The organism is Brevundimonas sp. KH_060 (assembly GCF_057838275.1).
In genome coordinates this window covers 2,375,621-2,402,500 of the sequence record NZ_CM174463.1, presented here as the reverse complement: position 1 = coordinate 2,402,500, position 26,880 = coordinate 2,375,621, and the positions used below count along the sequence as shown (strand labels likewise).

18 protein-coding genes are annotated in these 26,880 nt (G+C 66.9%); 13 read left to right on the top strand and 5 right to left on the bottom strand.

The features are described 5' to 3' along the window. Positions 1–26 precede the first annotated feature (26 nt). Complete coding sequence (locus AC3IPP_RS11905; protein WP_489149142.1) at positions 27–2,540, top strand: TonB-dependent receptor; 2,514 nt, start codon at positions 27–29, stop codon at positions 2,538–2,540. Positions 2,541–2,932: 392 nt separating this feature from the next. Here AC3IPP_RS11905 and AC3IPP_RS11900 read toward each other — a convergent pair whose 3' ends face one another. Further along, positions 2,933–5,542: a M14 family zinc carboxypeptidase gene (locus AC3IPP_RS11900; protein ID WP_489149141.1), complete on the bottom strand. Its 2,610-nt coding sequence runs from the start codon at positions 5,540–5,542 to the stop codon at positions 2,933–2,935. A 24-nt stretch (positions 5,543–5,566) separates the two neighbouring features. Beyond that, the gene (locus AC3IPP_RS11895; protein WP_489149140.1) at positions 5,567–8,077 is read right to left on the bottom strand and encodes a TonB-dependent receptor; all 2,511 of its coding nucleotides are present in this window, start codon (positions 8,075–8,077) and stop codon (positions 5,567–5,569) included. Between the two features lie 402 nt (positions 8,078–8,479). On the opposite strand from AC3IPP_RS11895, the gene AC3IPP_RS11890 reads away from it, so the two are divergent. Genes AC3IPP_RS11890 through AC3IPP_RS11875 form a run of 4 tightly spaced genes read left to right on the top strand, consistent with a single transcriptional unit; the run spans position 8,480 to position 10,950 of the window. After that, entirely contained in the window at positions 8,480–9,226 is a 747-nt protein-coding gene (locus tag AC3IPP_RS11890) for a hypothetical protein (protein ID WP_489149139.1), read from the top strand. Between the two features lie 48 nt (positions 9,227–9,274). After that, the gene (locus AC3IPP_RS11885; RefSeq protein ID WP_489149138.1) at positions 9,275–9,778 is read left to right on the top strand and encodes a hypothetical protein; all 504 of its coding nucleotides are present in this window, start codon (positions 9,275–9,277) and stop codon (positions 9,776–9,778) included. Between the two features lie 48 nt (positions 9,779–9,826). Further along, positions 9,827–10,399, top strand: coding sequence for a hypothetical protein (locus AC3IPP_RS11880; RefSeq protein ID WP_489149137.1), 573 nt, complete (start codon positions 9,827–9,829; stop codon positions 10,397–10,399). A gap of 38 nt (positions 10,400–10,437) precedes the next feature. Further along, on the top strand, positions 10,438–10,950 hold the full coding sequence (locus tag AC3IPP_RS11875) for a hypothetical protein (protein ID WP_489149136.1): 513 nt from the start codon (positions 10,438–10,440) through the stop codon (positions 10,948–10,950). 12 nt (positions 10,951–10,962) lie between these two features. Here the strand turns inward: AC3IPP_RS11875 and AC3IPP_RS11870 are convergent, their stop codons facing one another. Continuing rightward, on the bottom strand, positions 10,963–11,679 hold the full coding sequence (locus AC3IPP_RS11870; RefSeq protein WP_489149135.1) for a lysozyme inhibitor LprI family protein: 717 nt from the start codon (positions 11,677–11,679) through the stop codon (positions 10,963–10,965). Between the two features lie 140 nt (positions 11,680–11,819). On the opposite strand from AC3IPP_RS11870, the gene AC3IPP_RS11865 reads away from it, so the two are divergent. The 6 genes from AC3IPP_RS11865 to AC3IPP_RS11840 all read left to right on the top strand — a co-directional run bounded on the left by AC3IPP_RS11865 (position 11,820) and on the right by AC3IPP_RS11840 (position 19,410). Continuing rightward, on the top strand, positions 11,820–12,416 hold the full coding sequence (locus AC3IPP_RS11865; RefSeq protein ID WP_489177402.1) for a TetR/AcrR family transcriptional regulator: 597 nt from the start codon (positions 11,820–11,822) through the stop codon (positions 12,414–12,416). Positions 12,417–12,579: 163 nt separating this feature from the next. Beyond that, complete coding sequence (locus AC3IPP_RS11860) at positions 12,580–13,080, top strand: RNA polymerase sigma factor (RefSeq protein WP_489149133.1); 501 nt, start codon at positions 12,580–12,582, stop codon at positions 13,078–13,080. Then, on the top strand, positions 13,077–14,060 hold the full coding sequence (locus AC3IPP_RS11855) for a FecR family protein (RefSeq protein WP_489149132.1): 984 nt from the start codon (positions 13,077–13,079) through the stop codon (positions 14,058–14,060). Before AC3IPP_RS11860 ends, AC3IPP_RS11855 begins: the two co-directional genes overlap by 4 nt. 128 nt (positions 14,061–14,188) lie before the next feature. Then, positions 14,189–16,885, top strand: a complete 2,697-nt coding sequence (locus AC3IPP_RS11850) for a TonB-dependent receptor domain-containing protein (RefSeq protein ID WP_489149131.1) — start codon at positions 14,189–14,191, stop codon at positions 16,883–16,885. A gap of 94 nt (positions 16,886–16,979) precedes the next feature. Beyond that, the gene (locus tag AC3IPP_RS11845; protein ID WP_489149130.1) at positions 16,980–18,656 is read left to right on the top strand and encodes an alkaline phosphatase D family protein; all 1,677 of its coding nucleotides are present in this window, start codon (positions 16,980–16,982) and stop codon (positions 18,654–18,656) included. 1 nt (position 18,657) lies between these two features. Beyond that, the gene (locus AC3IPP_RS11840) at positions 18,658–19,410 is read left to right on the top strand and encodes an acid phosphatase (protein ID WP_489149129.1); all 753 of its coding nucleotides are present in this window, start codon (positions 18,658–18,660) and stop codon (positions 19,408–19,410) included. Between the two features lie 14 nt (positions 19,411–19,424). Here AC3IPP_RS11840 and AC3IPP_RS11835 read toward each other — a convergent pair whose 3' ends face one another. After that, positions 19,425–20,135, bottom strand: a complete 711-nt coding sequence (locus AC3IPP_RS11835; RefSeq protein WP_489149128.1) for a TetR/AcrR family transcriptional regulator — start codon at positions 20,133–20,135, stop codon at positions 19,425–19,427. Between the two features lie 9 nt (positions 20,136–20,144). Then, a complete protein-coding gene (locus tag AC3IPP_RS11830) occupies positions 20,145–21,653 on the bottom strand; it encodes a carboxylesterase/lipase family protein (protein ID WP_489149127.1) in 1,509 nt (502 codons plus the stop codon). A 198-nt stretch (positions 21,654–21,851) separates the two neighbouring features. Between AC3IPP_RS11830 and AC3IPP_RS11825 the strand changes: the two genes are divergently transcribed. Next, the gene (locus AC3IPP_RS11825) at positions 21,852–24,086 is read left to right on the top strand and encodes a TonB-dependent receptor (protein WP_489149126.1); all 2,235 of its coding nucleotides are present in this window, start codon (positions 21,852–21,854) and stop codon (positions 24,084–24,086) included. A 232-nt stretch (positions 24,087–24,318) separates the two neighbouring features. Then, on the top strand, positions 24,319–26,877 hold the full coding sequence (locus tag AC3IPP_RS11820; RefSeq protein WP_489149125.1) for a TonB-dependent receptor: 2,559 nt from the start codon (positions 24,319–24,321) through the stop codon (positions 26,875–26,877). Positions 26,878–26,880: the final 3 nt, after the last annotated feature.

The window sequence follows — 26,880 nt, the reverse complement described above, 5'->3', positions numbered from 1 at the left end:
CGGCTGACCAGATCTCAGGGGCTACCATGTTCATTTCCAAGCCGCGCGCCGGCGCCTTCAAGCGCATGCTGCTGGCCTGTTCGGCCGTCGCTGCGGTCGCGACGGCGACGCCGGCTCTTGCCCAGTCGCCGAGCGGCGGCGCAGCCGTCTCCTTCGCCATCGAAAGCCAGTCGATGGAGGAGGCGCTGACGACGTTGGCGCGCACCGCCGACGTGCAGGTGCTGTTCGCGCCGGAGGCTGTGCGCGGTCGTCGCGCCAACCGCGTGGTCGGCGTCCTGGCCCCCGCCGAGGCGCTGCGCCGCATGGTGGAGGGCACGGGCCTGACCGTGACGCCGGTTGGCGCGCGCACCTTTTCTGTTGCGGTCGCCCATGCCGATCTCAGATCTGAAGGCGTCACCGCGATCGAGGACGTGATCGTCACGGCTCAGAAGCGCGCCCAGCGCATTCAAGACGTGCCGTTGGCCGTCACCATGCTGAATGGCGAGGACGCCCTTCGTCGCGGCATCGACAGCGTGACCGACCTGGTGGACGAGGTTCCGGGCGTGTCGGTGAACTACGCCTTCGGCGGCGCCAACTACGGCATGATCAGCATCCGGGGCATCGGCGGGGCCGACGATTACAAGCCCAACGGCAACCCCTCGGTCGCCCTGCACGTCGACGGCGTCTATCAGACCTCGAACGCCTATCTGGGCATGCCTCTGTTCGACCTGGACCGGGTCGAGATTCTGAAGGGGCCGCAGGGCACCCTGTACGGCCGCAACACCACGGCCGGCGTCATCAACGCCATCACCAAGGGACCGGGCGAGACGGTCGAAGGTTCGGGCCGTCTGGAGTTCGGCAGCCATGACTATCTGGCGATGGAGGCGGCCGTCGGCGGCCCCCTGAGCGACAAGGTCGGCGTGCGCCTGGCCGTGCTGGCCGAGCAGGGCGGCGGCTTCATGACTGGGGCGGGTGCAGGCGACCTGGCCGGCTTCCAGCCGGTCATCACCGGCGTGACCCAGACCCAGGTTCCGCCCATCGTCGATCCGGGCCGCCGTGAAGGTTTCGGCGACAAGGATCTGTTCGCCGGCCGCGCCACCGTCGCTTTCGACTTCACGCCGGAGACCAATCTGACGGTGAAGCTGTTCGGCAGCCGCGACCGGGGCGACACGCGCCAGTACGACCGCATCTCGGCGGCGCTGGACAGCAACATCGCCAACGCTGGCGAGAACGACGACCCGTACGAGTTCTATTCGTCGGAGTATCCGACTCACAGCATCGACATCTATGGCGTGTCGGCGGCGTTGCAGCATCGCTTGGGCGACAACCTGAACCTGGCGGTGATCGGCAATGTCCAAGGCACGACCCGCTCGGTGCAGGGCAACGGCGACGGCTCGCCCTATCCGGCCTCGCGCTTCGATGCGGATGAGACGCTGAGCCAGACCTCGCTGGAAATGCGCCTGAGCGATGACACGGGCGGTCGTCTGGACTGGATCGTAGGCGCCTTCTACGTCTCGGACGACATCGACTTCGACACCCACTGGACCAGCTATACGGCCCGGACCCAGTACGACAACCTGCACAGCCAGACGCGCAACAGCTTCGCCGTCTTCGGCCAGGTCGACTATGATCTGACCGACAAGCTGACCCTGTCGGGCGGCCTGCGCTACACCCGCGACGAGGCGACTTTCAGCGGGCGCAACGACGACCTGGACCCGTGGGGCATCTCGACCTTCACCACCACCTTCGCGACGACCAACCCCTTCATCTGGGACCGCGCCTTCGAGGACGACAACGTCTCGGGTCGGATCACGGCCAAGTACGCCTTCACGCCGAACCTGAACGTCTTCGTCTCGGCGGGGACCGGCTATCGCGGCGGCGGATTCGACGGCACCTCCATCTTCACCCAGGCCGAGACCCTGCCGTTCGATTCCGAGACCGTCACCGCCTATGAGGCCGGGCTGCGCTGGACGACGAACCGTCTTCGCCTGTCGGTGGATGTCTTCTCCTATTCGTTCAAGGAGTTGCAGGCGACGACCCGATTGGCTAACGACACCAACGGCCGCGCCAACGTCGGCGAGGCCGAGAGCAAGGGCGTCGAGTTCGCGCTCAACGCCGTGCTGTTCGAAAGCGCGAACCAGAGTCTGGATCTAGACGTCGCCGCCGCCTTCCTGGACACGGAGATCATCTCGTTCAGCTCGGCGCGCGTGGCCGAGGTGCTGTCGACCGTCGGCGACCCCCTGCCGGGCGCTCCGGACGTGACGGCGACGGTTTCGCTGAACCATGGCCTGGTTCTGGGCAACGGCTGGCGCGTGGATAGCCGCGTGTCGGTCTCGCACCACGGCGAGGAGAGCAACCGGCTGAACGCGGCGCCGGGCAATACGGCGGACGCCTATACCCTGTTGAACGCCCGTGTGGAGCTGCAGACGGCGGCGGACTGGGCGGTCTACGCCTATGGCCGCAACATCACCGACGAGGTGTACTTCCCGGAGCTGAACGGCGCCTCGCGTCTGGTCGGGGCTCCGGCGACCTATGGCGTGGGGCTACGCTACAGGTTCTGATTACGCCGTGGCTGCGCCGTCGCCGGTTTCCGGACGACGGCGCAGTCGCACCGCCTGCTTGAACAGGCGGTATCCTTTGGGCCGCCGTTGCGCCCGGTCCGGAGGCGGAGGGGGCGCGTCAGGTTCAGCGCCGCATCAAGGGGCTGGACCGGCCAGAGCTGCCGCGATCTGCGCTCTAATACGCGCGTGGAGGCGTCGATCCGGAGCCGCCGATGACGGCCCCAGGGGGGCCTCTGCGGACACTGAACGTATCTTCCGCCCTCCTTCGTGACGACCAAGCCGAATGGCTCGGGCATCGGCCTCAGCTTGGCCCGTCCACGGCCACGGCGGTGCGGAGCGAAACCGCCGCCGTAATCGAGTTTCGGCGCCTCAGAGCAGGAGGGGCGCTCCGTCTAGCGACGCCCGGAACCACCCAGGTGGTTGGACAGGAACAGGGCGTTGATCAGCAGGCGTTCGGTCCCCAGCCAGTATTTGCGGTGGGCGGGGTCGTCGGCGAACAGGACGACATTGCCCGCGCCGACCGGGTTCACCTGGGCCCAGACCGAGCCCGCCGCCTTGGCGCGTAGCGCTTCGGGCAGGTAGCCGTTGACCTGCGGGTTGTTCTCGATCCGCACGACGTTGGCGAAGGGATCGGCCACGGGGGCCAGAACCACGTCCGTCTCCTTGTTCACGAACAGGTCGCGGCGCGACAAGCCGAAAGCCAAGGGGTGGCTGATGTCGGCGTCGGCCGACAGGGCGTTGCCCGCCGTGCGTTGTTCGCCCTGGATCGTGCTGCGATCGGCGTAGTCTCGGCGCTCGACCTCGGCCTTCTTCTCGTCTTCGGAGGCGGCCTGCGGAGCCAGGCCGTTGGCGGCGGCCCAGCGCGCGGCGCTGCCGAACACCACCAGGGAGCCGCCCGCCCGTACCCAGGCCTTTAGGGCGTCCACCGTCGGCTGGCTCAGGTTGTCGTAGCGGCCGCCGGACAGGACGATGCTGTCGTAGTCGCCCAGAGGGACGCGGCCCAGTTGCGACGGGTCCAGCCGCGTCGCCGGATAGTTCAGCCGCTCGCTGAGGGCGAACCAGGTCGCGCCGATTTCGGTGGCGTTGACGCCCTCGCCCATGACCAGAGCGATGCGCGGGGCGCGCACGACCTTCACATTGTCGCTGCCAAGATCGACGCCCACGACGCTTTGGCCGGTCGAGACGGCGTGGGCGACCACGCCCGCCTCGCGTGCGGCCGTGTCGACGGCGGCGCGCAGGGCGGCGGCGTCCAGCGGCTGGCCCGCCGTGGTGACGACCAGAGAGCCGCGCCCGAAGGCGCTGTCGCCCTGCGCCGTCCTTGCAGTCAGCGGTTCGAACGCGGCGCGGACGCGCACGTCCTGACGCAGCAGGGCGGCCAGAACGCGCGGCGCGTTCAGGTCTCGCCAGTCGACGACATAGGCGTAGGCGTCCTGCGGCCCGCTGACGCCGCCGGTTGTGACGGGCGCTTCGGTCACGGCGGACCCGTGGGCGGGGACGCGGCGCAGGCCGTCGCTCTTCAGCCCATAGGCCAGGGCGACCGAATAGGAGGTGCTGCCGTAGACGCTGCCCTTTGTCGGCGGCGTCCGGTCGAAGATGGAATGGACCAGTCGGAACTGCGGCTGGGCCGAGGGCACGATATAGGCGCTCCCCGGCTCATACACTCGGCCGTTCTGCGTCACCCGCTCGGTCAGCGGATGGACCTGAATGCGGTGGGCCAGCAGCAGGTCCAGCGTTTGGCGCGTCAGGCCGGGGTCGGTCGCGTCGCCGAAGACGAAGGCCTGGCTGGAATGGCGCAGTCCCTGTTCGACGGCCGAGCGGAAGAAGTCGCGCTGGAACGCCTGCAATCCGGCGCGCTCGGCGACGGCGCCGCGGATGGTGGCCAGGCCGACGTTGGTCTGGTTGCGGATGGTGAAGGGGAAGGTTAGCGGGCCGTTGGCCGTGTCCTGCACGAGGCCGCGCGAGCTGGCCTGCTCAACCGTCACCCCGACCCCGCCGTGGAAGTCGGGATAGGTCGAGCCGTAGACCGGCGAGAAGTTGTCGAAGACCTCGCGCGTGTAATAGAGCGAGCCGAGGCTATCCAGCGCCTGGGCGTGATAGCGGGCCAGCGTCACATTCCATTCGTAGCTGGCGCGCGGCAGCAGCGGGCTTTCCATGCTGGCGGGCGAGGGCTCGAAATAATAGGTGCTGCCCGCGCCCATCTCGTGGAAGTCGATCTGGATGTTGGGCCGCCAGCGGTGGAAGGCTTCCAGCTTGGCGCGGGTCTCGGCCTGCGTCACCGCCAGCCAGTCGCGGTTCAGGTCGGTGAAATAGTGGTTGGTGCGACCGGCGGGCCAGGCCTCGACGTGCTCCTTGTCCTGCGGGTCGGCGACGGCGGGCTGGTTTTTCCAGGCGTTGTGCCAGTTGGCGGCGCGGTCGCGGCCGTCGGGGTTCTGGGCCGGGTCGATGACGACCACGGCCTTGTCCAGCCAGTCCAGCACCTCGGGCGAGCGCCCGGCGGCGAGGTAGTAGGCGGTCAGCAGGGCCGCCTCGCCGCTGGAGGTCTCATTGCCGTGGACGCTGTAGAACAGGCCGACGACGACCGGGGCGCCGGCCGTGGCGGCGGGGCCGCCGGGATCGCCCGCCGCGATATGGGCGCGCTGGATCTGGTCGATCCGGCCCTGATTGGCGCCAGACGTGATGACCACGGACAGCAGGGGCCGCTGTTCATAGCTGCGGCCGATCTCCTCGACCGTCACCCGGTCCGACAGCCGGGCCAGTTCGCGCAGATAGTCCACGATGCGGTCGTGGCGCGTGTAGTGGGTTCCGATCGGATAGCCGAGGAAGGCTTCCGGCGTCGGAATGGCGGGGTCGAAATCCCCCGCCGCCGCCTGCGGGAAGAAATAGCCGCTCTGGGCCAGGGCGGGGGCGGGCGCCGTCAGGGCGACGGCGCCCAGCAGGATCGCCGCCGCCGCGCCGCCGGTCAGGATGCGCCGAAGGGATGAACGGGCGTGTCGAACGCTCATGATGTCAGGTCTCGATGCAAGGGGTCAGAAGCGGACGTCAAAGCCGACGCGGAAGTAGCGCCCGCGCAGATCGTACTGGCCGAAGTCATAGGGGGCGCGCACGCCGGGGAAGGAGGCGTCGTGCGGCGGCGCTTCGTCCAGCAGGTTCTCGATCTTGGCGTAGACCGTCACGCGCTCCAGCCCGGACCACGCCGCATACAGATCGAATTGGTGATAGGCGTCCACGCGCGATTGTCCCCCGACAACCGGCACCTGATCATAGCCCGAGGTGTAATACCAGGTCAGGTTGGCGTCGAAGACGTCGCGGTTCCAGGCCGCGCGCGTCGTCGCCTTGTGCGCCGGCAGGGTCGCGCCCCGGTTCGACCCGGCGTAGTCCAGCAGCGGCCCGCCCGCCGCGTTCGGCCGCTTGTACTCCAGCAGATGCGTATAGGCGCTGGAGGCGGTGAAGGTCCCCCAGTTCTCGGTGCGCCAGCGCTGGCTGAAGTCCACGTCGATGCCCGAGGTCTCTAGCGCCGACAGGTTGCGATAGCGGTTGTAGACGGCCTGCAGCTTGCCGCGTTCGTCGCGGATGACGTCGGCAGGATCGTTCTGCTGGATGATGGCGGTGGTGTTTCCGGTGCCGATCAGGTTGTCGAGCTTGATCTGATACCAGTCGATGCTCAGCGCCGTGTCGCGCGTCGGGGTGAAGACGACGCCTAGATTGTAGGAGCGGGTCTTTTCAGGCTCCAGATTGGTGTTGCCGACGGTGAAGAAGGTCGGGCTCTGGCGCGAGTTGGGCAGGTCGGGATCATAGGGATCGATGACCGAGCCATAGGAGATCATGGTCGAGGCCGAGTTCTCCGACAGCGACGGCGCCCGGAACCCGCGCGAGGCCGAGGCCCGCAGCGCCAGCCAGTCCAGCGGCTTCCATCGCACGCCCGCCTTGGGCGAGAAGGCGCTGCCGAAGTCGCTGTATTCGTCCGCTCGAGCGGCGACCTGGATGTCCAGATTGCTCAGGACGGGGATGTTGAACTCGGCATAGGCGGCCCAGACGTCGCGCTTGCCGTCCACCGCGGCGATGGCGGGGCGGATCTGCAGCCCGGCGTCGATCTGCCACGGATTGCTGGAGACCAGGCTTTCGTGGCGGAACTCGACCCCGGCGGCATAGCCGATCTGGCCGACGGGCAGATTGAACAGCTCGCCCGAGATCTTGAAGTCGGCGCCGTAGAGGCGCGACTCGGCCGGACGCAGGGTCGACAGGCGGATGCCGTCCAGCACGGCCTGCGGCGTGGCGCCGGGCTCATGCAGGTTCAGCGTGCCGTCAGCCAGGGCGTCGGCCAGGTTCCAGCGATGGGCGAAGCCGCCCGAAACGGTCTCGCGCTCGTCGCTGCCCGAGGCGAAGACCGCGGCCTCCCAGTCGAAGCGGTCGTGGCGGCCGCGCACCCCGGCCAGGGCGCGATAGGACTTGGACTCATTGGTCTTCAGCGTCCGGCCCAGATCGAAGAAGGTGTATTCGATCGGCGTGGCGACGCCGTAGGGGTTGTAGGGGTTATTGGCGGGCAGCAGGTTCGACACCGGCTCGGCTAGTCCGGTCTGGGCGTTCAGCGCGAACCGTCCGCCCTCCAGCGTGAAGAAGGGGCTGGAGCCGAACAGGGACGCCCCCTCGACATAGGAATACAGCACCTCGCCAAAGGCCTCGATCTGCGGCGTCAGGCGCTTGGTCCCGAACAGATAGGCCTGATAGCGGTCGGTCGAGGGGATCAGCGTCGTGTGCGGCGCCAGGTTGATGGCGCAGGTGTCGCCGGCCAGGCCGTCGATCGGGGCGCTGGCGGTCAGCACCATGCCTTCGGGGCACTGGCCCTGGGCGTCGAGGAAGGGCACGGACCTGCCATCGACCAGGAAGCGCGCGCCCTTGGCCGACCAGCCGTTCCAGCGGCCGCCGGGCAGGTCGGTGTAGATGCCCGACTTGGTCAGGTCGCGCTGATCCTGATCCAGCCGGTTGCGGGTATAGGCTTCCAACGACAGCAGGATGTTGTAGCCGTCCGTCTCCAGGTCGCCATGACCGGCGACCAGTTTGGCGGTCGAGGTCTCCAGCCCGCCCTGATCGGCGACGCCGTAGCTGGCCCCGAACTCCAGCCCCTGGAAGTTCTGGCGGGTGATGATGTTGGTCACGCCCGCCACCGCGTCCGAGCCGTAGACAGCCGAGGCGCCGTCCTTCAGCACCTCCAGCCGCTGGGTCGCCACCATCGGCAGGGCGTTCAGATTGACGAAGGTGTCCGACAGGCCGCCGCCGGGGAAGCCGTAGTTGGCCACACGACGTCCGTTCAACAGCACTAGGGTGTTCTTCTGCGACAGGCCGCGCAGGCCGATGCCCGCCGCGCCCGACGACCAGCCGCTGTTCTGTGTCTCGTTCGAGCCGTTGCCGGTGTTGGCCGAGATCGAGCGCAGCAGGTCCGCCGTCGTCGACTTGCCTGAGCTTTCCAGTTCTTCGCGGCCGATCACCTGAACCGGGTTGAAACCTTCGGTGTTGGCGCGCCGGATGTTGGAGCCGGTCACCACGACATCCGAGACAGAGTAGGGCGACGCCGTCGCCGTTTGATCTGTTAGATTCTCAGAGGTTTCCCCGTATGCGGCGTTGCAAACCCCAGCGGCGGAGAAAAAGGCGAGAACGGTCAGGGATGGCCTGATCATGGGAATGCTGCACCGCAATAAAAGTCATAATTGGGCGCGCAATAAGGCACGTGAGCGGCGTGTTTCTAATGTAGAATTTCTAACTGTATGGCGAGTTTTCGTGGTCGAGATCCGCCTGGCGGACAGACCTTTGATGCGGGTGTGAAAATCCTGATCGAATGACGAAAAAGCCGGGTTGCCATCGATTATGAACAGTGTTTAATTGTCTGTGCGCCATGAGTTGCGGCGGTAACCGATCCCTGTCTTCTGTCGAGAAACGAGTCTCGTATGCCATCCTCAAAGACCATCGCCGCCGTGTCTCTCGCCGCGTTCGCCTCAGCCATGGTCGCGGCGCTGCCAGCGTCGGCTCAGTCGCTGATCGAAATTCAGGACGTGGACCGTGACAATGTCCTGACGGGGACGCCGGCCGCCTTTGGCGTCGCCTTCCCGGGCGCTCAACGGAATGAGGCCGCGCGAGAAATCGGCGAAGACACCTACAGCTTCGTGCCGCTGGCCTTCATCCCGCTGTCCGACACGCGCGTCGCCCTGGTGAGCACGGGGGCGAACGAGTGCACGGGGCAGGCGTGCAGCGGCATGAATGCGGTCCATTATCTCGACCATGACGCCGGTGCGCCGCGCTACCCCTATACGCTTCAGGGCGAGTGGCTGGACGTCGGCGCGGCGGGCGTGGTCGGCAACCCGGCGCTGCGTTGGGGCTGGACGAAGGCGATCGCGGCCAGCCCAGTCCTCTACACCGAAGCCGGCGGCGTATGGCAGGGGCGTGCGTGCGGCTATGCCGTGCTGACGGAGTTGACTCCGGCAGGGCCTGTGCAGATCGCGCGTATCCAGACCTATTTCTCGGACGCCAGCGCCGATGACGGCGAGGCGGGCGTCGACGGGGTGATCACGGCCGCCGATCAGGGCCGCAGCTTCACGGTGTCGTACACCGGATCGGCCAGCTTCAAAGAGACCTACACGCGCGGCGCCGACGGCCAGTTTCGACTGGACGGCCAGAGCCGTGTTCCCGCCTGCTGAGACGACATCAACGCCGCAGTGACGGCGCCAGAGACCAAGGAGGTCTACGTGCGTATTTTCATGATGAGCCTGACTGCGGCTGCTTCCCTGGCGGCGACGAGCGCCCTCGCTCAAAGCGCCGTCTGTACGTCGCTGGACAAGGGCGATCTGTCCATCGGCCAGACGCTGTCGCAGGCGCAACAGCGTCAGCTTCGCGAAGAAGCGCCCGTGGGCACGCTGCATTGCGGTCGGACGGGCTGCACGGCCGTGGCGTCGGATGGGGTGAGCTACAGTTGGCGGCGTGATGGTCGGATCGTCGGCAAGACGATCGAGCTGTCCGCGCCGACGACCCTGCCGGGCTGGCGCGGCGAGATCGATCAGACGTTCGCCGATCGCCTGAGCCAGGCGACGTGCACGCGCTTCACCGTGTTCGACGATGAACTTGACGGCGGCCGTTCGATGAAGAGCGCGCCGTTTGCGGCGTCCCAAGGGCAGACGGTCACCGCCAGCCTCTTCGGGCGTGGAACCGCCGAAGAGCCGCTGACGATCGAGATGCGCGCCGTGGATCAATAATCCTGCCCTTGGGGGAGGATCTGTCGCTTAAGCGTCGAAGGAAATCACATGACCCTGAGAACCCCGATCGCGCTCGCCCTGGCCGCGACCCTGGCCGCCTGTTCGCAGGCCGAAGAGAGGGCGCGCGCCGAGCCGGCCCCGGCCGAAGCCAGCGTCCCGGCGTCGGCTGCGGCACCGACTTCCGCGCCTGACCGGAACGGCGAGGCCCCGCCGCTGTCGGCCTATGTCGGCAAGCATCCGACCGAGCCGGTTCAGGGCGTCACCTTCTTCCAGCACCCGGACGTGCGCGCGGCCATCGTCGCGTCGGGCGTGGATCGGGACATCCAGAAATCCATCGTCTTCGACGGCAACGTCGTCGGCGTAGTGACGGAGACGCGCGGGCGGCTGTTGCTTCACGGCTATGATCCAGCAGGCGCGGGCTCGACCAACTGGGCCATTCTGATGATCCCGGACAGCAGCAAGGCGGCGGTCTGCTACTCCACCGGCATCGTCGGCTACGAGAAGGGCGCCGACTGGTATTTCGAGGGCGATGTGGCCTTCACCCTCTATACGCCCTGTCCCTCCGAGGAAGGCGATATGGAGACGCTGAGCAACTGGCCGATCGGCCCCATTCCGGGCTGAGGCCGGGGAGGGCGCTTATGTATTGCAAGGGGCATCTGATGGCGCTTCGTCGTTTCGCGAGCGGGTTGGTTGCGACGCTGGTCATGAGTGCGGCCGGCGTCGCTGCGGCTCAACCCGCCGGGGTCGATGAAGAGGCCGCCAGGGCCGCCCTGAAGGAATGGATGGCGGCCAGCCCCGAGTACGCGAAGCTTCAGTACGACCTGGTCAAGGCCCAGGCCGGCCTGGCCGTCCGCATCGAGCGGCTGGTCATGATCGGCCTTCTGTGCGAGCGCCTGTCCGAGGACGACAGTCGCCTGATCATCGACAACGCCCGCGAGGAGATGACGTTCGGCCATTCCGTTTTGTCCGAACAGCAGCAGGCGGATTTCGCCCTCTACTACGAAGGGCTGCGGCGGGGCGCGCTGGTCGCCGCCGCGCCTGAGCCTCCTCGTCCCGACGAATGCGAAGACTTCGCCAAGCCGGGCGGGACTTTGGTCAAGTTGCTGACCTGGACCGGGCGCCGACAGTTCATCAGCCCGGGCGTTCTCGCCAGCCCGAGAACCATTCCCTAGAGGCCGCGCGGATCAGCGCGACGGGTCCGGCAGGCGCACCGCCTGGAAGTAGGTTCCCGAGAGCGTGCCGCCCGAACCGCAATAGGGGACGGCGTCGGCGCCGTTCTCGATTGTCTCCTTGACGACGAGCGTCGCGCCCTGGGCCTTCATGTTCAGCGACCAGGCGGCGGCGCCGCTGATGTCGTCAAAGCGCGCTTCGTCCTCTTCGATCCAGTCGCCGCTGCCGTCCGCCTCGCAGGACCAGCCATCGCCGCGCGGGTCGGCGGCCGTGGCCGTGAACGTCAGGACGCCGGTCGCCCATTGGTTGACGACGATCTCGCCGTTGAGATTGCGCCAGCGCCCAACCACGCTGACCAGCGGGTCGTTGCCTAGATCGGTCAGAAACGCTTCACGTCGCGTCATTTGATCGGTCAGTTCTTCGACCAGATCGGAGCCCGTCAGCCGGGCACCGGTCGCGTCGCGGACGGCGAGAAAGGCGCGCTGGTCGCGACGAAGCGCTTCGGCGCTTGCGGCGTCATAACCCCTGATCGCCGTTCCATAGTGTTCAGCGATCTTCGCATCCAATGCGGTCAGGGCCGGGGTCGAGCAGATGGCGGTCTCGACCGGACCGGAGGCGCGGCGACAGTCAGCGCTTTCAGCGGCCGCAGGCGCAGCGATCGAGGCCGCCAGGGCGGCGCCGAGAAGCAGGGCGGCGGTCGAAGCGGACGACGGGAAGCGAAGCGCGGTCATGGGAACCTCAAGGCGGATGCGGGAGGGCGCGAAAGCACCCTGTCGAGCGCAATTCATATCCTTAAATGAGCATCGATCAATAAAAAACGAAAACAGACGTTTCTTACCGCTCCCTGCATAGCTTCTGCTATGCAGGGTTAATGGGCAGGCGATCGGATCATACGCGGCAGGAGCTTGAGCGGCTTTTTGTGGTCGAGGGCCACAAGCATATGGCCGAGGTAGGCTTTGCGCGCTTCTCTGCGCGCGAGGTGGCCAAGCGCGTCGGCTATTCGATCGGCACCCTCTACAATGTGTTCGGTACGCTGGATCAGCTTCTGATCGCCATCAACACGCGCACCTTCCAGCTCTGGGCGGAAGAGGTGCGGCAGGCGCTGGAAGACAGCGGCCCGGACCGCATTCGATGTCTGGTCGAGGCCTATTTCGGCTTCGCTCGCGCCAATCCCCATAGCTGGAGGGCCATCTATGAGCATCACCTGCCGCCGGATGTGGCCCTGACCGACGAACAGAACCAGCGGCGCGGCGACCTGACTCAGATCATCGTGAACGAGGTGACGGCGGTCTTGCCGGCGAAGGCGCAGGCCGGCGCGCCGCGTCTGGCGCGTTCGCTGATCGCCGTGGTTCACGGCCATTGCGTATTCGACCTGAACGGCAGCTTCGCCCTGATGAGCATCGAAGAGCCCGCCGAGCTGGCGCTGGAACGTGTCCGGGAAAGCTTGTCTCAGGCCGGAGCGGCCTAGAAACCGTCTGTTCGCAGCCGACGTTGGAAGCGGTCTTCACGAAACTGGCGCGAGACGGTGAGCATTCTGTCGTCTCGCCGGGGCAAGTCAGGGGCGGGGATGGCGTTCTGGCAGGGTCATGGCGGACGGACGACAGGCGAAGGGGCGGCGTGAAGGGCGCTCCTTGAACTATCTGCTGGCGCGCTATGGCGTGGAGATCCGCACGGCGCTCGTGCGTCGCTATGGGGCTCAGCAGGATGGGGTGGACGACGCCCTGCAGCAGGCCTTTCTGCGGTTCAGCACGCTGGAGAACCAGGACAAGGTCGCAGATCCGCGCGCATTTCTGTTCGTCATGGCGCGCAACGCCCTGAAGGACGCCATTCGCCGCGCCGACAGTCAGAAGCGGCGGTGGAAGGCCCTGGCCGAGGCCACGCCGTCGCAGCATGAAATCAGTCCGGAGGAAGCTCTGTTGAGGCGCGAGGAGCAGGAAGCCCTGGACTGTGAAATTCAGGCGTTGGACCCTGACGCGCGTGAACTGCTCAGGATGAGCCGTATCGAAGGCCTGACCTATGCGGAAATCTCGCGGTTGACGGGGCGCTCTGCGGCGGACATCAGCCGCACGATCGCGCGGACGCTGATCGAATTGCGTCGCGCCATTCAGGTGCGCGGGACGGAGGCGGCATGACGGCGCAGCATGACGCGCCGCCGATCGAGCAGGCGCTGGAATGGCTGGCGCTGCGCTGTGGCGGCCAGACAAGCACGGCGGATCGCCGAGCGTTCGAGGCCTGGCTGGCGGCGTCGCCGGATCACGCGGGCGCCTATGCCGAGGCTGAGGCCCTGTGGGCGCGGCTGGACTGGTCGGAGGCGCTGAACCAGCAGAGCTTGAACAGCGCGGTTGAGGCGTCTGCGCCAACACCGATGACGCGTCGAAAGACGTTGCCGTCGCGGCGAGGGCTGATGGCCATGGCGGCGGGGTTGGGGGCGGCGGCGTTGACGCCGTTGGCCCTTCACCTGTCCAGCGGAGAGCGGCGCCGGTTCGAGACCGAGGTGGGCGAGATCCGTCATCTGTCGCTGGAAGACGGATCTCGCGTGTCCCTGGGCGGGCGCTCGGTGCTGGCGACCCGTGTCGGCGATCGGGTGCGCCAGATGCGGCTGGATGCGGGCGAAGCCTTTTTTGATGTGGCGCGCGATGAGACGCGGGTCTTCACCGTGATCGGCGCGGGCCTGAAGGCCGAGGCGCTGGGCACCGCCTTCGAGGTGCGCCTGGGCGACCACGGACCGGAAGTCTTCGTCGAAGAGGGGCGGGTGCGCGTGACGGCGATCGCGACGGGCGAACAGACCGTCATCGGCGCGGGCGAACGCGCGGCCCTGCGCGGCGGGACACTGAAACGGGCGGCGATCAACCCGGCGGGCGTCGCGCCGTGGCGGCGTCAGCGCTTCAGCTTCATCGACCAGCCGCTGTCGGAAGTCGTGGCCGAGGTGAACCGCTATTACCGGGCGGGCGTGGTGATCGCTTCGCCGGAACTGGGCGCGCGCAAGGTGACGGCGGCTTTCACCATCGAGCAGATTCCGCAGGCGCTGGAGAGTTTGGCGCAGGAGTTGAAAGGTCATCTGGTGCGCCGTCGAAACGCCGATGGCGAAATCCAAATGATGCTGAAAAGCTGAGTTATCTTGAAGCTTTGGTGAAATCGACAGGCGGGCTGGAAGGGCGGGCGTCGGCTTGCGTCTAGGCGGTGTGAAGTTGTTGGGGGCCGTGTCGGCTGCAGGCTTCACGCAACGTCCAGGGGATAGAATTGACCGTTCACCGTTCGAGGCTGAAGGCCGTCGCCACGTCTTCCGCCGCCGTTTTCGTGCTTGCCGCCGCCGCCATGCCCGCCATGGCGCAGGCCCCATCCCGCCCGGCCGCCGCCGCACAGGTTCACACCATCCGCATCGAAGCCCAGTCGCTGGACCGGGCGGTGGTCGCCCTAGCCGAACAGACGGGGACGGTGATCGTCGCTGCGGGCGTTACGCTGGACAATCGTCGTTCGACCGTCCTGACCGGTTCGATGACGGCGGCGGAGGCCCTGGCGCGTTTGCTGGAAGGCGCTAATCTGACGTTCCGACGCGACCCGAACGGCGCCTTCGTCATCGTTTCGGCCGCCGAGGCGCGGGCTGAGACGACCCAGATCGGCGACGTGGTCGTCACCGCCCGCTTCGACCCGCTGAGCCGCCTTCAGAAGGGCGCGACGGACAGCTTCACCGGCCTGGATCGTTCGCTGCTGGAGACGCCGCGCTCGGCCTCGCGCGTCAGTTCGGACACCATCGCCCGCTATGGGATGGAGAACGTCGACGATCTGGTCGCCGCCGTGCCCGGCGCCTATACGGCCAGCTTTTTCGGCGTGCCGGGCAATCTGAACGTGCGCGGCACCCTGGCCGACACCTATTTTCAGGGCTTCAAACGGATCGAGAACCGGGGCAGCTTTTCGTCCAACCTGGGCGCCGCCGCCTATGTCGAGGTGCTGCGCGGGCCGTCCTCGCCCATCTATGGTCCCGGCAAGGTCGGCGGCCTGTTGAACTTCGTGCCCAAGTCAGCGCGCGGCGTGGATGCGCGCTATGCCGATGAGATGAGCGGCGGCGTCAACGTCACCGTGGGCTCCTACGGGCGGCGCAATGCGGCGGCGGATCTGGTGGTCCCGGTCGGCGAAGGCGGCATCGCCCTGTACGTCGAGCGCGAGGACTCGGACTCCTATTACCGCAATATCCACCCCGAGCACCTGAACCTTCAGGCCACCTATGTCGGCGATTTCGGCAGCGGCTGGTCGGGCGAAGTCAATCTGATGCACTTTGAGGAATCGGGCCGCATCCAGTCGCCGGGTTGGAACCGGGTGACGCAGAACCTGATCGATAACGGCGTCTACATCACTGGGCGCGACACCGATCTGGTCGATCTGGATGGCTCGGGCATGATCGAATACGTCGAGATCGACGCCGCTTTCGGATCGTGGGGCGGGACGTCCAACATTCGCCAGATCAAGGAATACGGCGGCAAGAACAATCCGAAATTCGCGCTGGACGAAGGCGTCGGCACGACCAAGCTGAGCCGCCGCAACGTCATGGCGGACAACGCCGACTATAACGACAGCCGCACCTTCACCGCCTATGCGGGCCTGCAGAAGGAGATGGCGAACGGTTCGGTGCTGGCCTTCAAGGCCTTCATGGACGACATCGAGAACCAGCGCTTCACCAGCTTCGGCTTCGCCGCCGACTATAACGCCCGCGCCATCGAAGGCCGCGTGACCTACAGCTTCCCGTCGCGTTTCGGCCAGCATGTCAGCGCCGACACCGTCGTCGGCGCCGGTTATCGCGACCATACCGCCAAGCAGTATGAAAGCTTCCTGTCCGGTTATATCGCCCTGAACCGCCGCGACCTGTCGCACGGCTCGACGGCGGGCGACCGGATCGCCGCCCCCCTGATGAAGGACGGGGTGCAGATGTGGGATTCACGGCACGAGATGGAGTGGAACAGCCGCTCGGTCTTCGCCATGAGCGACATCACCATGTTTGACCGTTTCAGCATCCTGGCGGGACTGCGCTGGGACGACTACGATCTGAAGGCGATCAACAAGGGCGAGACGGTTTTCGGCCTGAAGGATACGTGGGTCGAGAACGGCAAGGCGGCCATGACCTGGTCGCTGTCGGCTCGCTATGAGACGCTCTGGGGCCTGACCCCCTATGTGACCTTCGCCGAGCCGCGCTCGCTGGAGTCGACCCAGACGGGCGGCGTGGCGGTCGGCACGGTGACGAGCAACCTGTTCATCTCGCCGTCGGAACTGAAGGAAGTCGGCGTCAAATTCTCGTTGCTGGACGGCGCCCTGTTCGGCGGAGCCGCCTATTATGAGCAGTTCCGTCGCCGCACGGACATGCTGGGCAACGTCAGCGGCAACACCTCGGAAGGTTTCGAACTGGAAGCCCACTGGCTGGCGACCGACAAGCTCAGCTTCACCACGGCGCTGACGCTGCAGGAGACGCGGGTGGATGCGCCCGGCAAGGGCAATGGCGAGTATCTGGAGCTGCGCCCCGAGCAGTTCGGCCTTGATCCCGCCTCGGCCTATGGCGGCACCTTTGCGGTGAACAACGCCGGAACCTTCGCCGAACTGGCCGATGGCTATGTGGTCCGCACCATGCCCGATACGGTGTTCAGCCTGTTCGGCGCCTATACGACCGATCCCTTCACCCTGATGGGGAACGAGGCCAGCGCGGGCCTCACCGCCGGGGCCACCTATGTCTCGGAAACGGGCGGTGTTCTGGAAAGCAGCCTGCGTTTGCCCGGCTATACGCTGGCCAAGGCGGCGGCCTATGTGAAGGTGCGTAACGTCACCGTTTCGGCCAACATCGATAACCTGTTCGACGAGGAATATTTCACCCCCTCGGCCGAGGTTTACAAAGAAGTCGCCGTCATGCCCGGCCTGCCGCGCATGTTCCGGGTGAATCTGGCCTATCGCTTCTAAGGTCCGATGACCTGTCCGGCGGCCGAGATTATCGGCCGCCGGATCGCTTTTCCGCGCCGCCGGCACGGCGCCTCTCGAACGAAAGAGCTGTTCGATGACGCAGAACCTTCGCCTGTCGCGCCGCGGCGCCCTGGCTCTGATGACGGGCGGGGCGGCGCTGGCCGCTCCGGCCGCCGCCCGCGCATCGGTTGATGCAGCGCGCTTCACGCATGGCGTGGCGGCGGGCGACCCGATGCAGGACGGTTTCGTGATCTGGACCCGTGCGGTCGGGGCGGGGGCGACAGTCGGCCTGCGCTGGGAAGCGGCCGAAGACGCGGATTTCATTCGCATCATCCAGTCGGGGACGGTGCAGGCGACCGCCGCGCGCGACCACACGGCCAAGGTCGATGTGACGGGCCTGCGCGCCGGGCGTGAGTACTTCTATCGCTTCCACAGCGCCGACGCCGTCTCAGCCGTAGGGCGCGCCCGGACCTTGCCGAGCGGCGACGTGGAGCGTGCGCGGCTGGCGGTGGTGTCCTGCTCTCACTACGGCTTCGGTTATTTCAACGCCTATCGCGCCGTCGCCGATCTGGAAGAGCCGGTGGACGCGGTGGTCCACCTAGGCGACTACATCTATGAATACGGCGTCGACGGCTATGGCGGGCCGGAAAGCCGCGTCCTGGGCCGTGAACACGATCCGGCGCATGAGATCGTCACTCTGGACGACTATCGCCGCCGCTTCGCCCAATACCGCGCCGACCCCGACCTTCAGGCCGCCCACGCCCGCGCCGCCTTCATCACGGTCTGGGACGACCACGAGACGGCGAACAACAGCTGGATGGGCGGCTCGTCCGCCCATGACGAGGATATGGAAGGCCCGTGGGACCGGCGTCGCAATGCGGCGATCCAGGCCTATTTCGAATGGCTGCCGATGCGCGACCCGGCGCCGGGTCGCCCGGCCCATGTGCTGAACCGGGTCTATGACTTCGGCGACCTGCTGTCGTTGATCGCGGTCGAGACGCGCCTGACCGGCCGCACCCAGGCGCCCAGCGCCTCACGCGAGATGATCTTCGACGCCGAGGGCCGCCCCGACACCGTCCGGTTCGAGGCTGAGGTGCTGGACCGCCCCGAACGCTCCATGATGGGCGCAACGCAGGAAGCCTGGCTGGAAGACGCACTGACCGCCTCGGTCCAGCGCGGAACGACATGGCAGATGCTGGCCAATCAGGTCGTCATGGCGCGGATGCGGGCGCCGGACTTCATGTCCGTCATGCCCGAAGATTTGCTGCAAGAGGCGATGTCGCGACCCGGCTCACGTAGCTGGCTGGAAAGCACCCGGCTGGGCCTGCCGATCAATCTGGACGCCTGGGACGGCTATCCGGCGGCGCGCCTGCGCCTGTATGACGCCGCCCGCCGCAGCGGCGCCAATCTGGCGATCCTCAGCGGCGATACGCATATGTTCTGGGGCAATCGCCTGCACGATCCGCGCGACGAAAGCTTCGTCGGCGTCGAGTTCGGAACCGGCAGCGTCACCTCGCCCGGCGGTTATGAAACCATCAGCCCGGACCCCCGCATCTATGACGTCGCGGAAAAGGCGCTGGTCGCCAAGAACCCCGACGTCCGCTTCGCCCATGTTCGCGACCACGGCTTCCTGGTGGTCGAGATCACCAAGGCGGCTCTGACATGCGATTATCATCAGGTCGCCGACATTCGAGCGCGCGACGGTCGGGCCTGGCGCTTCGCCCGCATCACGACCGACCGCGCAGGCGGTTTCCAGGTACAGGAGGGCTGAGATGCGTTTGCTGATCGTGGGGGCGGCGGCGCTCAGTCTGGCGCTTTCGGCGTGCGCCTCGGGTCGTGAGGCGTCGTTGTGGCAAGGCTATGCCGATCATCCGCAGGGGTATCTGGGGGCGGATCGCCGCTTTGAGGCGCTCGCCTTTCTTCCCCCTCCGCCGCAAGTCGATTCCTTGACGACGCAGAACGACCTGGCCGTCTATCGCGCTACGCGGGCGCTGAAGGATCAGCCGCGCTGGCTTCAGGCGGCCGCCGACGCCGAGATCGTGACGCCCTCAGCGCCGGGCGTGTTCAGCGAGGCGCTGGGCGCGTCCTTTGATCCTGAGCGGACGCCGACGCTGGCGCTATTGCTGGGACGGATGCACGCGGATCTTGAGACAATCCAGGCTTCGGCCAAGGCGAGCCATGCCCGGCCGCGCCCTTTCGTGTCCGAGCCCGCCGATATCTGTGTCGAGGCTGCGCCGTGGCTGGCCGAAAGCGGGTCTTATCCGTCGGGCCATGCGGCCATGGGGTGGGCCTGGGCGCTGGTGTTGTCCGAGCTGGCGCCGGACCGTGCAGAGGCGATCCTGGCGCGCGGCCTGGCCTATGGCGACAGCCGCGTGATCTGCGGCGTCCACTACGTCAGCGACGTGGAGGCGGGGCGGCTGATGGGCGCGGCGCTCGTCGCGCGTCTGAAGGCGGAGCCGGCTTTCCAGCGGGACTTTGAGCGGGCGCGAGCCGAATGGCGACGTAGCCTTTCGAGACAGCGGTAGTCGCGAAAACAGACCTATTTCGGCAGTCGGCTCATGGCTTCGAAGCCGCCGGTGAAGATGACCTCCATGGCGTCGCATATGGCGCTCATTTCCGACGACTTGCACAGGCCGCCGGACAGGACGTCGATGCGCCCTGTCTGAGCCAGGGACAGAGTCAGCGACCCCGACAGCAGATGGTAGAACCAGTAGATCTGTCGTTCGGGCGTGTCGGGCGCGATCCGCTTCAGCAGGCCGATGAAGCGATCGATCACCGGATCGAAATGCTGGTGCATGGTGTCGCCGCCCCAGGCCGGGGTGTTGTTCACCTGGGCGACCAGGGCCGCATAGTTCAGCCAGGCGCGGTCTCCGGTTTCGAACAGGACGAACAGCGGGCGCAGGAAGGCGTCGATGGCGCCGCTGACGGTCATGGCGTCGCCGTGTTCGGCCTCATAGCGATCCAGGCTGTCTAGGCGCAACTGGTTCACCACCTCGGCGCGGCGGCCGAAGACGGTCGAGAACAGCCGGTTCTTGTCGTCGAAATAATAGTGCAGCAGGGCCGTGTCGACGCCCGCCTCCTTGGCCACCGCCTTCAGGGTGACGCCGTGCAGGCCGTCGCGCGCGAACAGGGCTTCGGCCACGTCCAGGATGCGGGTGGTCGTTTCCTCGCGGCGCTGGGCCTTGGGCTTTGGCGGCGCCTTGGGTTTCGTGGCGGCCTTGGCGCGCGGCTTGGACTCAGTCGTCGTCATGGAGACAGCTTACCCGAACGCCCGCCGCAAGCGATCCCGCAGCCGCATCAACAGGATCAGCAGCTTGCCCTTGCGTCCGTGGTGGTCCAGCGCCGCCTTGCACCAACCGCGCTTCACCTCGCCGCCGGGTGTCGTGTTGAACACCATCCAGGCGTCATCCGCAGGCGTGTAGACGGGCCAGTCGGCGCCGGGCGCGCCTGTCTTGGCGAATGCGATCCAGCGGGCGTGCATGGCGGCGCTGATCGCGCGGTCGGCTTCGGTCGCGGGCGGAGCGCCGTCGGGGCGGTGGTCCAGCGTCTCGAAGACATGAAAGATCTCGGCGGCGTGGGCGGCGCGGGGCATGGTGTCGCGCCTAGATTCTTCTACGTAATCAAAAGCGTATAGCCATGTCTTCGACCGATGTGGGCGCGACGCGACCCAGCGCGCGGGGGCGGCGAAGGCGAAGTCGCGGAAGCCGTGGCGGATCAACTGCTCCTCGTCGCCGCTCGCCTGCGGATAGAGGCGGGCCAGGGCGGCGTTCGGCTTGATCAGCTTGCCGAACCGTTCCAGTCCGCCGCCGTAATTGAGCAGGGAATCTTCGCCGCTGTTGACCCCGATCATCAGCGGCACATCGGCGAAGTCGCCGCGCGCGAAGGCGCTGATCGGGTCGCGATCCAGCAGGCGGTCGTCGATGACCGGGCCGAAGGCGCCTTCGACGGCGGTCAGCCGCTCGGGCGCGACGGCGCGCAGCGCGGCGGCGTCTGGGGCGCTCAGGCCGAGAGCGGCCGCTGTCGCGGCGCTGCGCTCATATGCGGTCTTCAGCGGCGTGGCGGGCAGCCAGCCGCCGCCGGACTGGACCACGGCCTTGTGGAACAGGCCGCGCGCCCGCTTGGCCGTCATCAGGGCCAGGATGTCGAGGCCCCCGGCGGATTCTCCGAACAAGGTGATGTTGGCCGGATCGCCGCCGAAGCTGGCGGCGTGATCGCGCACCCATTCCAGGGCCGCGATCTGATCCAGCAAGGCCTGGTTGCCCAGCGGCTCGTCGGCGGGCGTCTCGGCCGTCAGGGCGGGGTGGGCGAAGAAGCCGAGCTGGCCCAGGCGATAGTTGACGCTGACCAGCATCACGCCGTCGCGGGCGAAGGCGGCGCCGTCATAGAAGGGCAGGGAGCCCGCGCCCATCCGGTTCGAGCCGCCGTGCAGCCAGACCATGATCGGCGTCGGGGCTGTCGTTTCGGCCGGCGCCCAGAGGTTCAGCGCCAGGCAGTCCTCGCTGGTCGGCTCGGGCGCGCCGCCGATGGCGACGATGTCGGCCACGTCCGCCGGACCCGCCTGGGGCGCGGAAGGTCCGAAGACGGCGGCTTCGCGCACCCCGTCCCAAGCCGGGAAGGGGCGTGGCGCGCGCCAGCGCAGCGCACCGATCGGCGCGGCGGCGTAAGGCACGCCGCGAAAGACGTTCGCCGAACCTTCGCGACGGCCCCGCAGGGCGCCCGACGGCGTGTGCGCGACGGGATGCGTCGCGCTTTGATGGAGCTGATCCATGTTTCGTCCCTTCAGGCGCGATCTTCGCCGCACTCGTTCATTTAAGAATGAAGAATGCGCATCCGGCTGTCGAGCCGCTTCGTGAAACATCATTCATGCAGGAATGAATGATGTTGACAGCGGGGCCGTTCGCGGATCACCGTCGCTCCAACACAGATCAGCGGCGAGCAAACGACCGCGCGTGGAGAGGAAACGAGAATGCGATCGACAGGACAGTTGCGTCTGGCGCTGATGACCAGCGCCTTCATCACCGCCTCGCTGTGCGCGGCGCCGACCCTGGCCCAGCAGGCGACGGAGACTGAGCAGGCTTCGAACGTGGACGACATCGTCGTCACGGCGCGCCGTCGCGAGGAAAGCCTGAAGGACGTGCCGGTCGCCGTCACCGCCGTCACCAGCGAGCGCCTGGAACAGACCGGCGCAGCCGACATCACCACCTTGCAGCAGCAGACGCCGAACGCGACGGTTCAGGTGGCGCGCGGCACCAACTCGACCCTGACCACCTTCATTCGCGGCGTCGGCCAGCAGGATCCTCTGTGGGGCTTCGAGCCGGGCGTCGGCCTCTATGTCGATGACGTCTATGTGGCCCGTCCGCAGGGCGCGGTGCTGGACATCTTCGATATCGAACGGCTGGAAGTCCTGCGCGGGCCGCAGGGCACGCTTTACGGCCGCAACACCATCGGCGGGGCGATCAAATACGTCACCAAGCGCCTGGGGCCTGACCCGGAGCTGACGCTGAAGGGCGCCTACGGCAGCTATAATCAGGTCGACCTGATCGCCTCGGGTTCGGCGCCGCTGACCGAGACCCTGCGGATCGGTGGCGCGATCGCGCGCTACACCCGCGACGGCTACGGCACGAACCTGAACACCGGGGCGGAACACTACAATAAGGACGTCACGGCGGGGCGTCTGAGCATTGAGTGGACGCCGCGTGACGATCTGTTCTTCCGCCTGGCGGGCGACATCACCGAGGACGAATCCAACGCTCGCCACGGCTATCGCCTGAAGGCGCCGACGACGGATGACGTTTATGACACCCGTGCAGGCATCGGCGATGACGGTTATGTCCGCACGCGGGGTCTGTCGCTGACGGGCGAGTGGAACGTTAACGACGCGGTGACGCTGAAGTCGGTCACGGCCTGGCGCGACGGCGACACCAAGGGCGACGGCATTGACTTCGACGGCCTGCCTCAGCCGATCCTCGACATTCCCGGCTATTATGCGGACAGCCAGTTCACCCAGGAATTCCAGCTGTTGTTCCAGGGCGAACGCTGGCAAGGCGTGGCGGGCGTCTTCTACATGGACGCCTCGGCCGAGGGGGCGTTCGACACCGTCATCGGCCTTTATCCCAGCATGGGGCCAGGGCTGCCGGCGGGCCTGACGACCTTCACGGGCGGCAAGGTGGACACCGAGAGCTTCGCCGTCTTCGCCGACTTCAGCTACGACGTGACGGACCAGCTGTCGCTGTCGGTCGGCGGTCGCTGGACCCGCGACAAGAAGAGCGTCGATCAGCTGCGCCAGAACTATCTGGGCATAAAGAGCCCCTTCTTCGGCAACAGCAGCGCCATTCCGGCGGGGCGTCCTTCGACCGACTACACCAACTCGGACACCTATTCGGAGTTCACGCCGCGAGTCAGCGCCAGCTACAAGTTCACGCCGGAACTTACGGGCTACGCCTCCTACGGGCGGGGCTTCAAGTCGGGCGGTTTCGACATGCGCGGCGACGCCAGCCTCTATCCTGAGACGGTCAACGGCTATCAGCCGGAACTGGTCGACACCTATGAGATCGGGCTGAAGGGTTCGTTGCTGGATCGCCGCATCAACTTCGCCACGGCCCTGTTCAAGTCGGAATACACCGACCAGCAGATCACCTCGCAGTTCTTCATCCCGCCCACATCGGTCGTCAGCTATGTCGACAACGCTGGGTCCAGCGAGATCTGGGGCTGGGAGCTGGAGGCCAGCGCGCGGATCACCGACAGCTTCATCCCGCGCCTGACGCTGGGTTATCTGGACGCCAAGTTCAACGACTTCGTCACCCTGAACCCGGATACCGGCAAGCGCGAGAACATGGCCGATCAGCGCCACTTCCAGAACACGCCGGATTGGACCGCTAGCCTGGCCCTGCCTTACAGTTTCGACCTGGGCGATCGCGGCTCGGTGATCTTCACGCCGACCGCCGCCTATCGCGGGGCGACCCAGATGTTCGAGACGCCGATACCGCTGCTCGATCAGGGATCTTACTGGCTGTATGACGCCACCCTGATGTGGACCTCGTCCGACACGCGTTATCGCGTCAGCCTGGCGGGCCGCAACCTGGGCGACGAGCGTTATCGCGCCGGCGGCTACAACTTCCCCGGCGCCATTACCGGGGACTCGGTCATCGGCTTCTACGGCCCGCCGCGTACGGTGACGTTGAGCTTAGCCGCTCGCTTCTAAGAGCGCCCGACATGAAGGCCCCCGCAGCGCCGACTGCGGGGGCTTTTTCGTCATCAAGTCAGAGCCTTGCTGTTCGATAGACCGCACACCCGGCGCCGGTTCGAGAGATGCGCCGTGGGGCGAAGAAAATTCGCCTAACCGCCGTCGCAGCTTCATCGGGCCGTGACGGCGGCGTCGCGCCTGCGACATTCAGCGTCTTTAGGTCTGCCCTGCTTTCTCAGGGGGTAAGACCATGAAGCCGATCAGCCTTAAGCGTGGATTCCTGGCGGGCGCCGCCGTCGCGGGCCTGATGGCGGCCGGCGCCGCCCATGCTCAAAGCGTTTCGTCGAGCGAGACGACGACCGCCGTGGACGACATCGTGGTGACGGCTCAACTGCGCGCTCAGGACCCGATCGAGGTGCCTTTCGCCCTGACGGCCTACAGCGGCGATTTCCTGGAAAACCTGGGCGTGCAGGAGTTCGACCAGCTGTCGGCCTTCGTGCCGGGCTTCCTGGTGCAGAACCAGTCGCCGAACAATCCGGGCTTCGTGATGCGCGGCATCACCTCGGACTCGGGCGCCGCCACCGCCGAGCCGCGCGTGTCGGTGTTCCAGGACGGGGTGTCGATCTCCAAGTCGCGCGGCTCCTATGTCGAGCTGTTCGACATGGAACGGGTTGAGGTGGCCAAGGGGCCGCAGTCGACCCTTTATGGCCGCGGCGCCCTGATCGGCGCGGTCAATCTGGTGCAGAACCGCGCCCGTCCGGGCCAGTTCGACGCCGGCGCTCGCATCGAGGCGGGCGATCTGGACTATCGCGCGGTCGAGGGTTTCGTGAATGCGCCCGTAGGCGAGACCGGCGCCCTGCGCCTGGCGGCGCGAATGAAGACGCGCGGCGGCACGGTCGAGAACCTGCTGGGCGGCGAAGACTACAACTCGATCGAGACCAAGGCCTTGCGCCTGTCGGGCGCCTGGGCGCCGACCGACAATCTGCGCGCCGATCTGATCGCCAACTATCAGACGGACTCGGCCAGCGGGACTTCGTTCAAGTCGATCGCCTATGATCCCTTTGACCCGAAAACGGGCGCCTCCCTTGGCGGGCGTGCGCCGTGGGACGGCGCGGCCCTGACGCCCGGCGCCGATTTCGACGGCGGCGTCAGCCTGGGCCTGGATCGCGAGGTCTGGGGCGTGACGGGCCTGGTGAAGTGGGACCTGTCGCCGTCGCTGACGCTGAACTCGACCACGGCCTATCGCCAGTTCGACTCGACCGAGGTGTTCGATCCGGACGGCACGTCGCTGCCCCTGCTGACGGCGGCGGAGCACGCCTATGGCGAACAGTGGAGCCAGGAGTTCCGCCTGAACTTCGACAACGGCGGCCGTTTCTCGGGCTTCGTCGGGGCGGGCTATTTCAGCGAGGAAGGCTTCCAGCGGATGCCGACCCAGTTCGACGAGCGTCTGGCCTTGCTGCAACTGGCGACGCCGCTGGGCGATCAGCGGCTGAAGATGGTCTACGCCGCGCCGACGCCGTTGCTGATGGGCGGCATTCTTCAGTCCATGCTGCCCGCCGCGGCGCATCCGCTGATCCCCGGCATCGTCGGCAATCTGAAGCCCGCTCACATCGAGACGGCGACGAACCGGGCCGATCTGACCTCCTATGACCTGTTCGGCGACCTGACCTTCAAGGCGACTGACCGGCTGGAGTTCTCGGGCGGCGTGCGCTGGACGCGCGACGACAAGACGACGGGCTATTCAGCGGCGGTGCTGAACGGCCGCTCCATCGCCGGCGGCCTGGTGGCGGTGCAGACGCTCGGCGCTCAGGCGCAACGCCTGGCCCAGGCCGGCGACCTGGCCGGCGCCCAGCGGTTGCAACAGCAGATCACGGCCATCCTGACGGGGCTGGCGACGCCGGGCGCGGCCAATCTGCCCGTGGCCTCGGGGCTGCCGCTGTTCGGCATCACCGCTCAGCCGACTGCTGGCAACGGCGACCTGATCCAGGCGGATCACGAGGACGACGGCTTCACCTGGCGTCTGACGACGCGCTACGCCCTGTCGGACGATGCCAGCCTCTACGCCAACTATGCGCGCGGCCGTCGCCCGGAGGTGCTGGAGGTGCGCGGCCCGTCTGTTCCGCTGGGCGCCCCGACTTTCGAGGTGATCCCCGCCGAAACCGTCGATAGCTTCGAGCTCGGCTACAAGACGGCGCTGATGGATCGCCGTCTGCGGCTGGACGGGGCGGTGTTCCACTACGCCTACGACAACTTCCAGACGACCGAACAGGACGGAACCCACTTCGTCACCGTCAATGCGGGCAAGGCCAACGCCTATGGCTTCGAGGGCCAGGTCGCCTTCGCTGCGACGCCGACCTTCGATCTGTTCGGCACCTACGGCTACAACCACTCGCGCTTCGACGGGGGCGCGCGCGACGGCAACCGCTTCCGCCTGTCGCCCGACCACATGGCCTCGATCGGCGCGACCTGGCGCCTGCCGGTCGAGAGCGGGACGTTCGAGATCCAGCCGACCTACACTTGGCAGTCCAAGGTCTTCTTCGACGACGACAACGACCGGCCGGAACTGCAGACCGGCAACTTCGTCGCTGACACCGTGCAGGACGAATATCAGGACGGCTACGGCCTGCTGAACCTGCGGGTGCGTTACGCTCCGACGTCGGGCAACTGGGGCGTTGAGGCCTTCGGCGACAACATCCTGGACGAGGAATACATCAAGGACGCGGGCAACACCGGCGATGCACTGGGCCTGCCGACCTTCATCGCCGGACGAGGCGCCAGCTACGGCGTCGCCTTCACCCTGCGCTACTGAGGG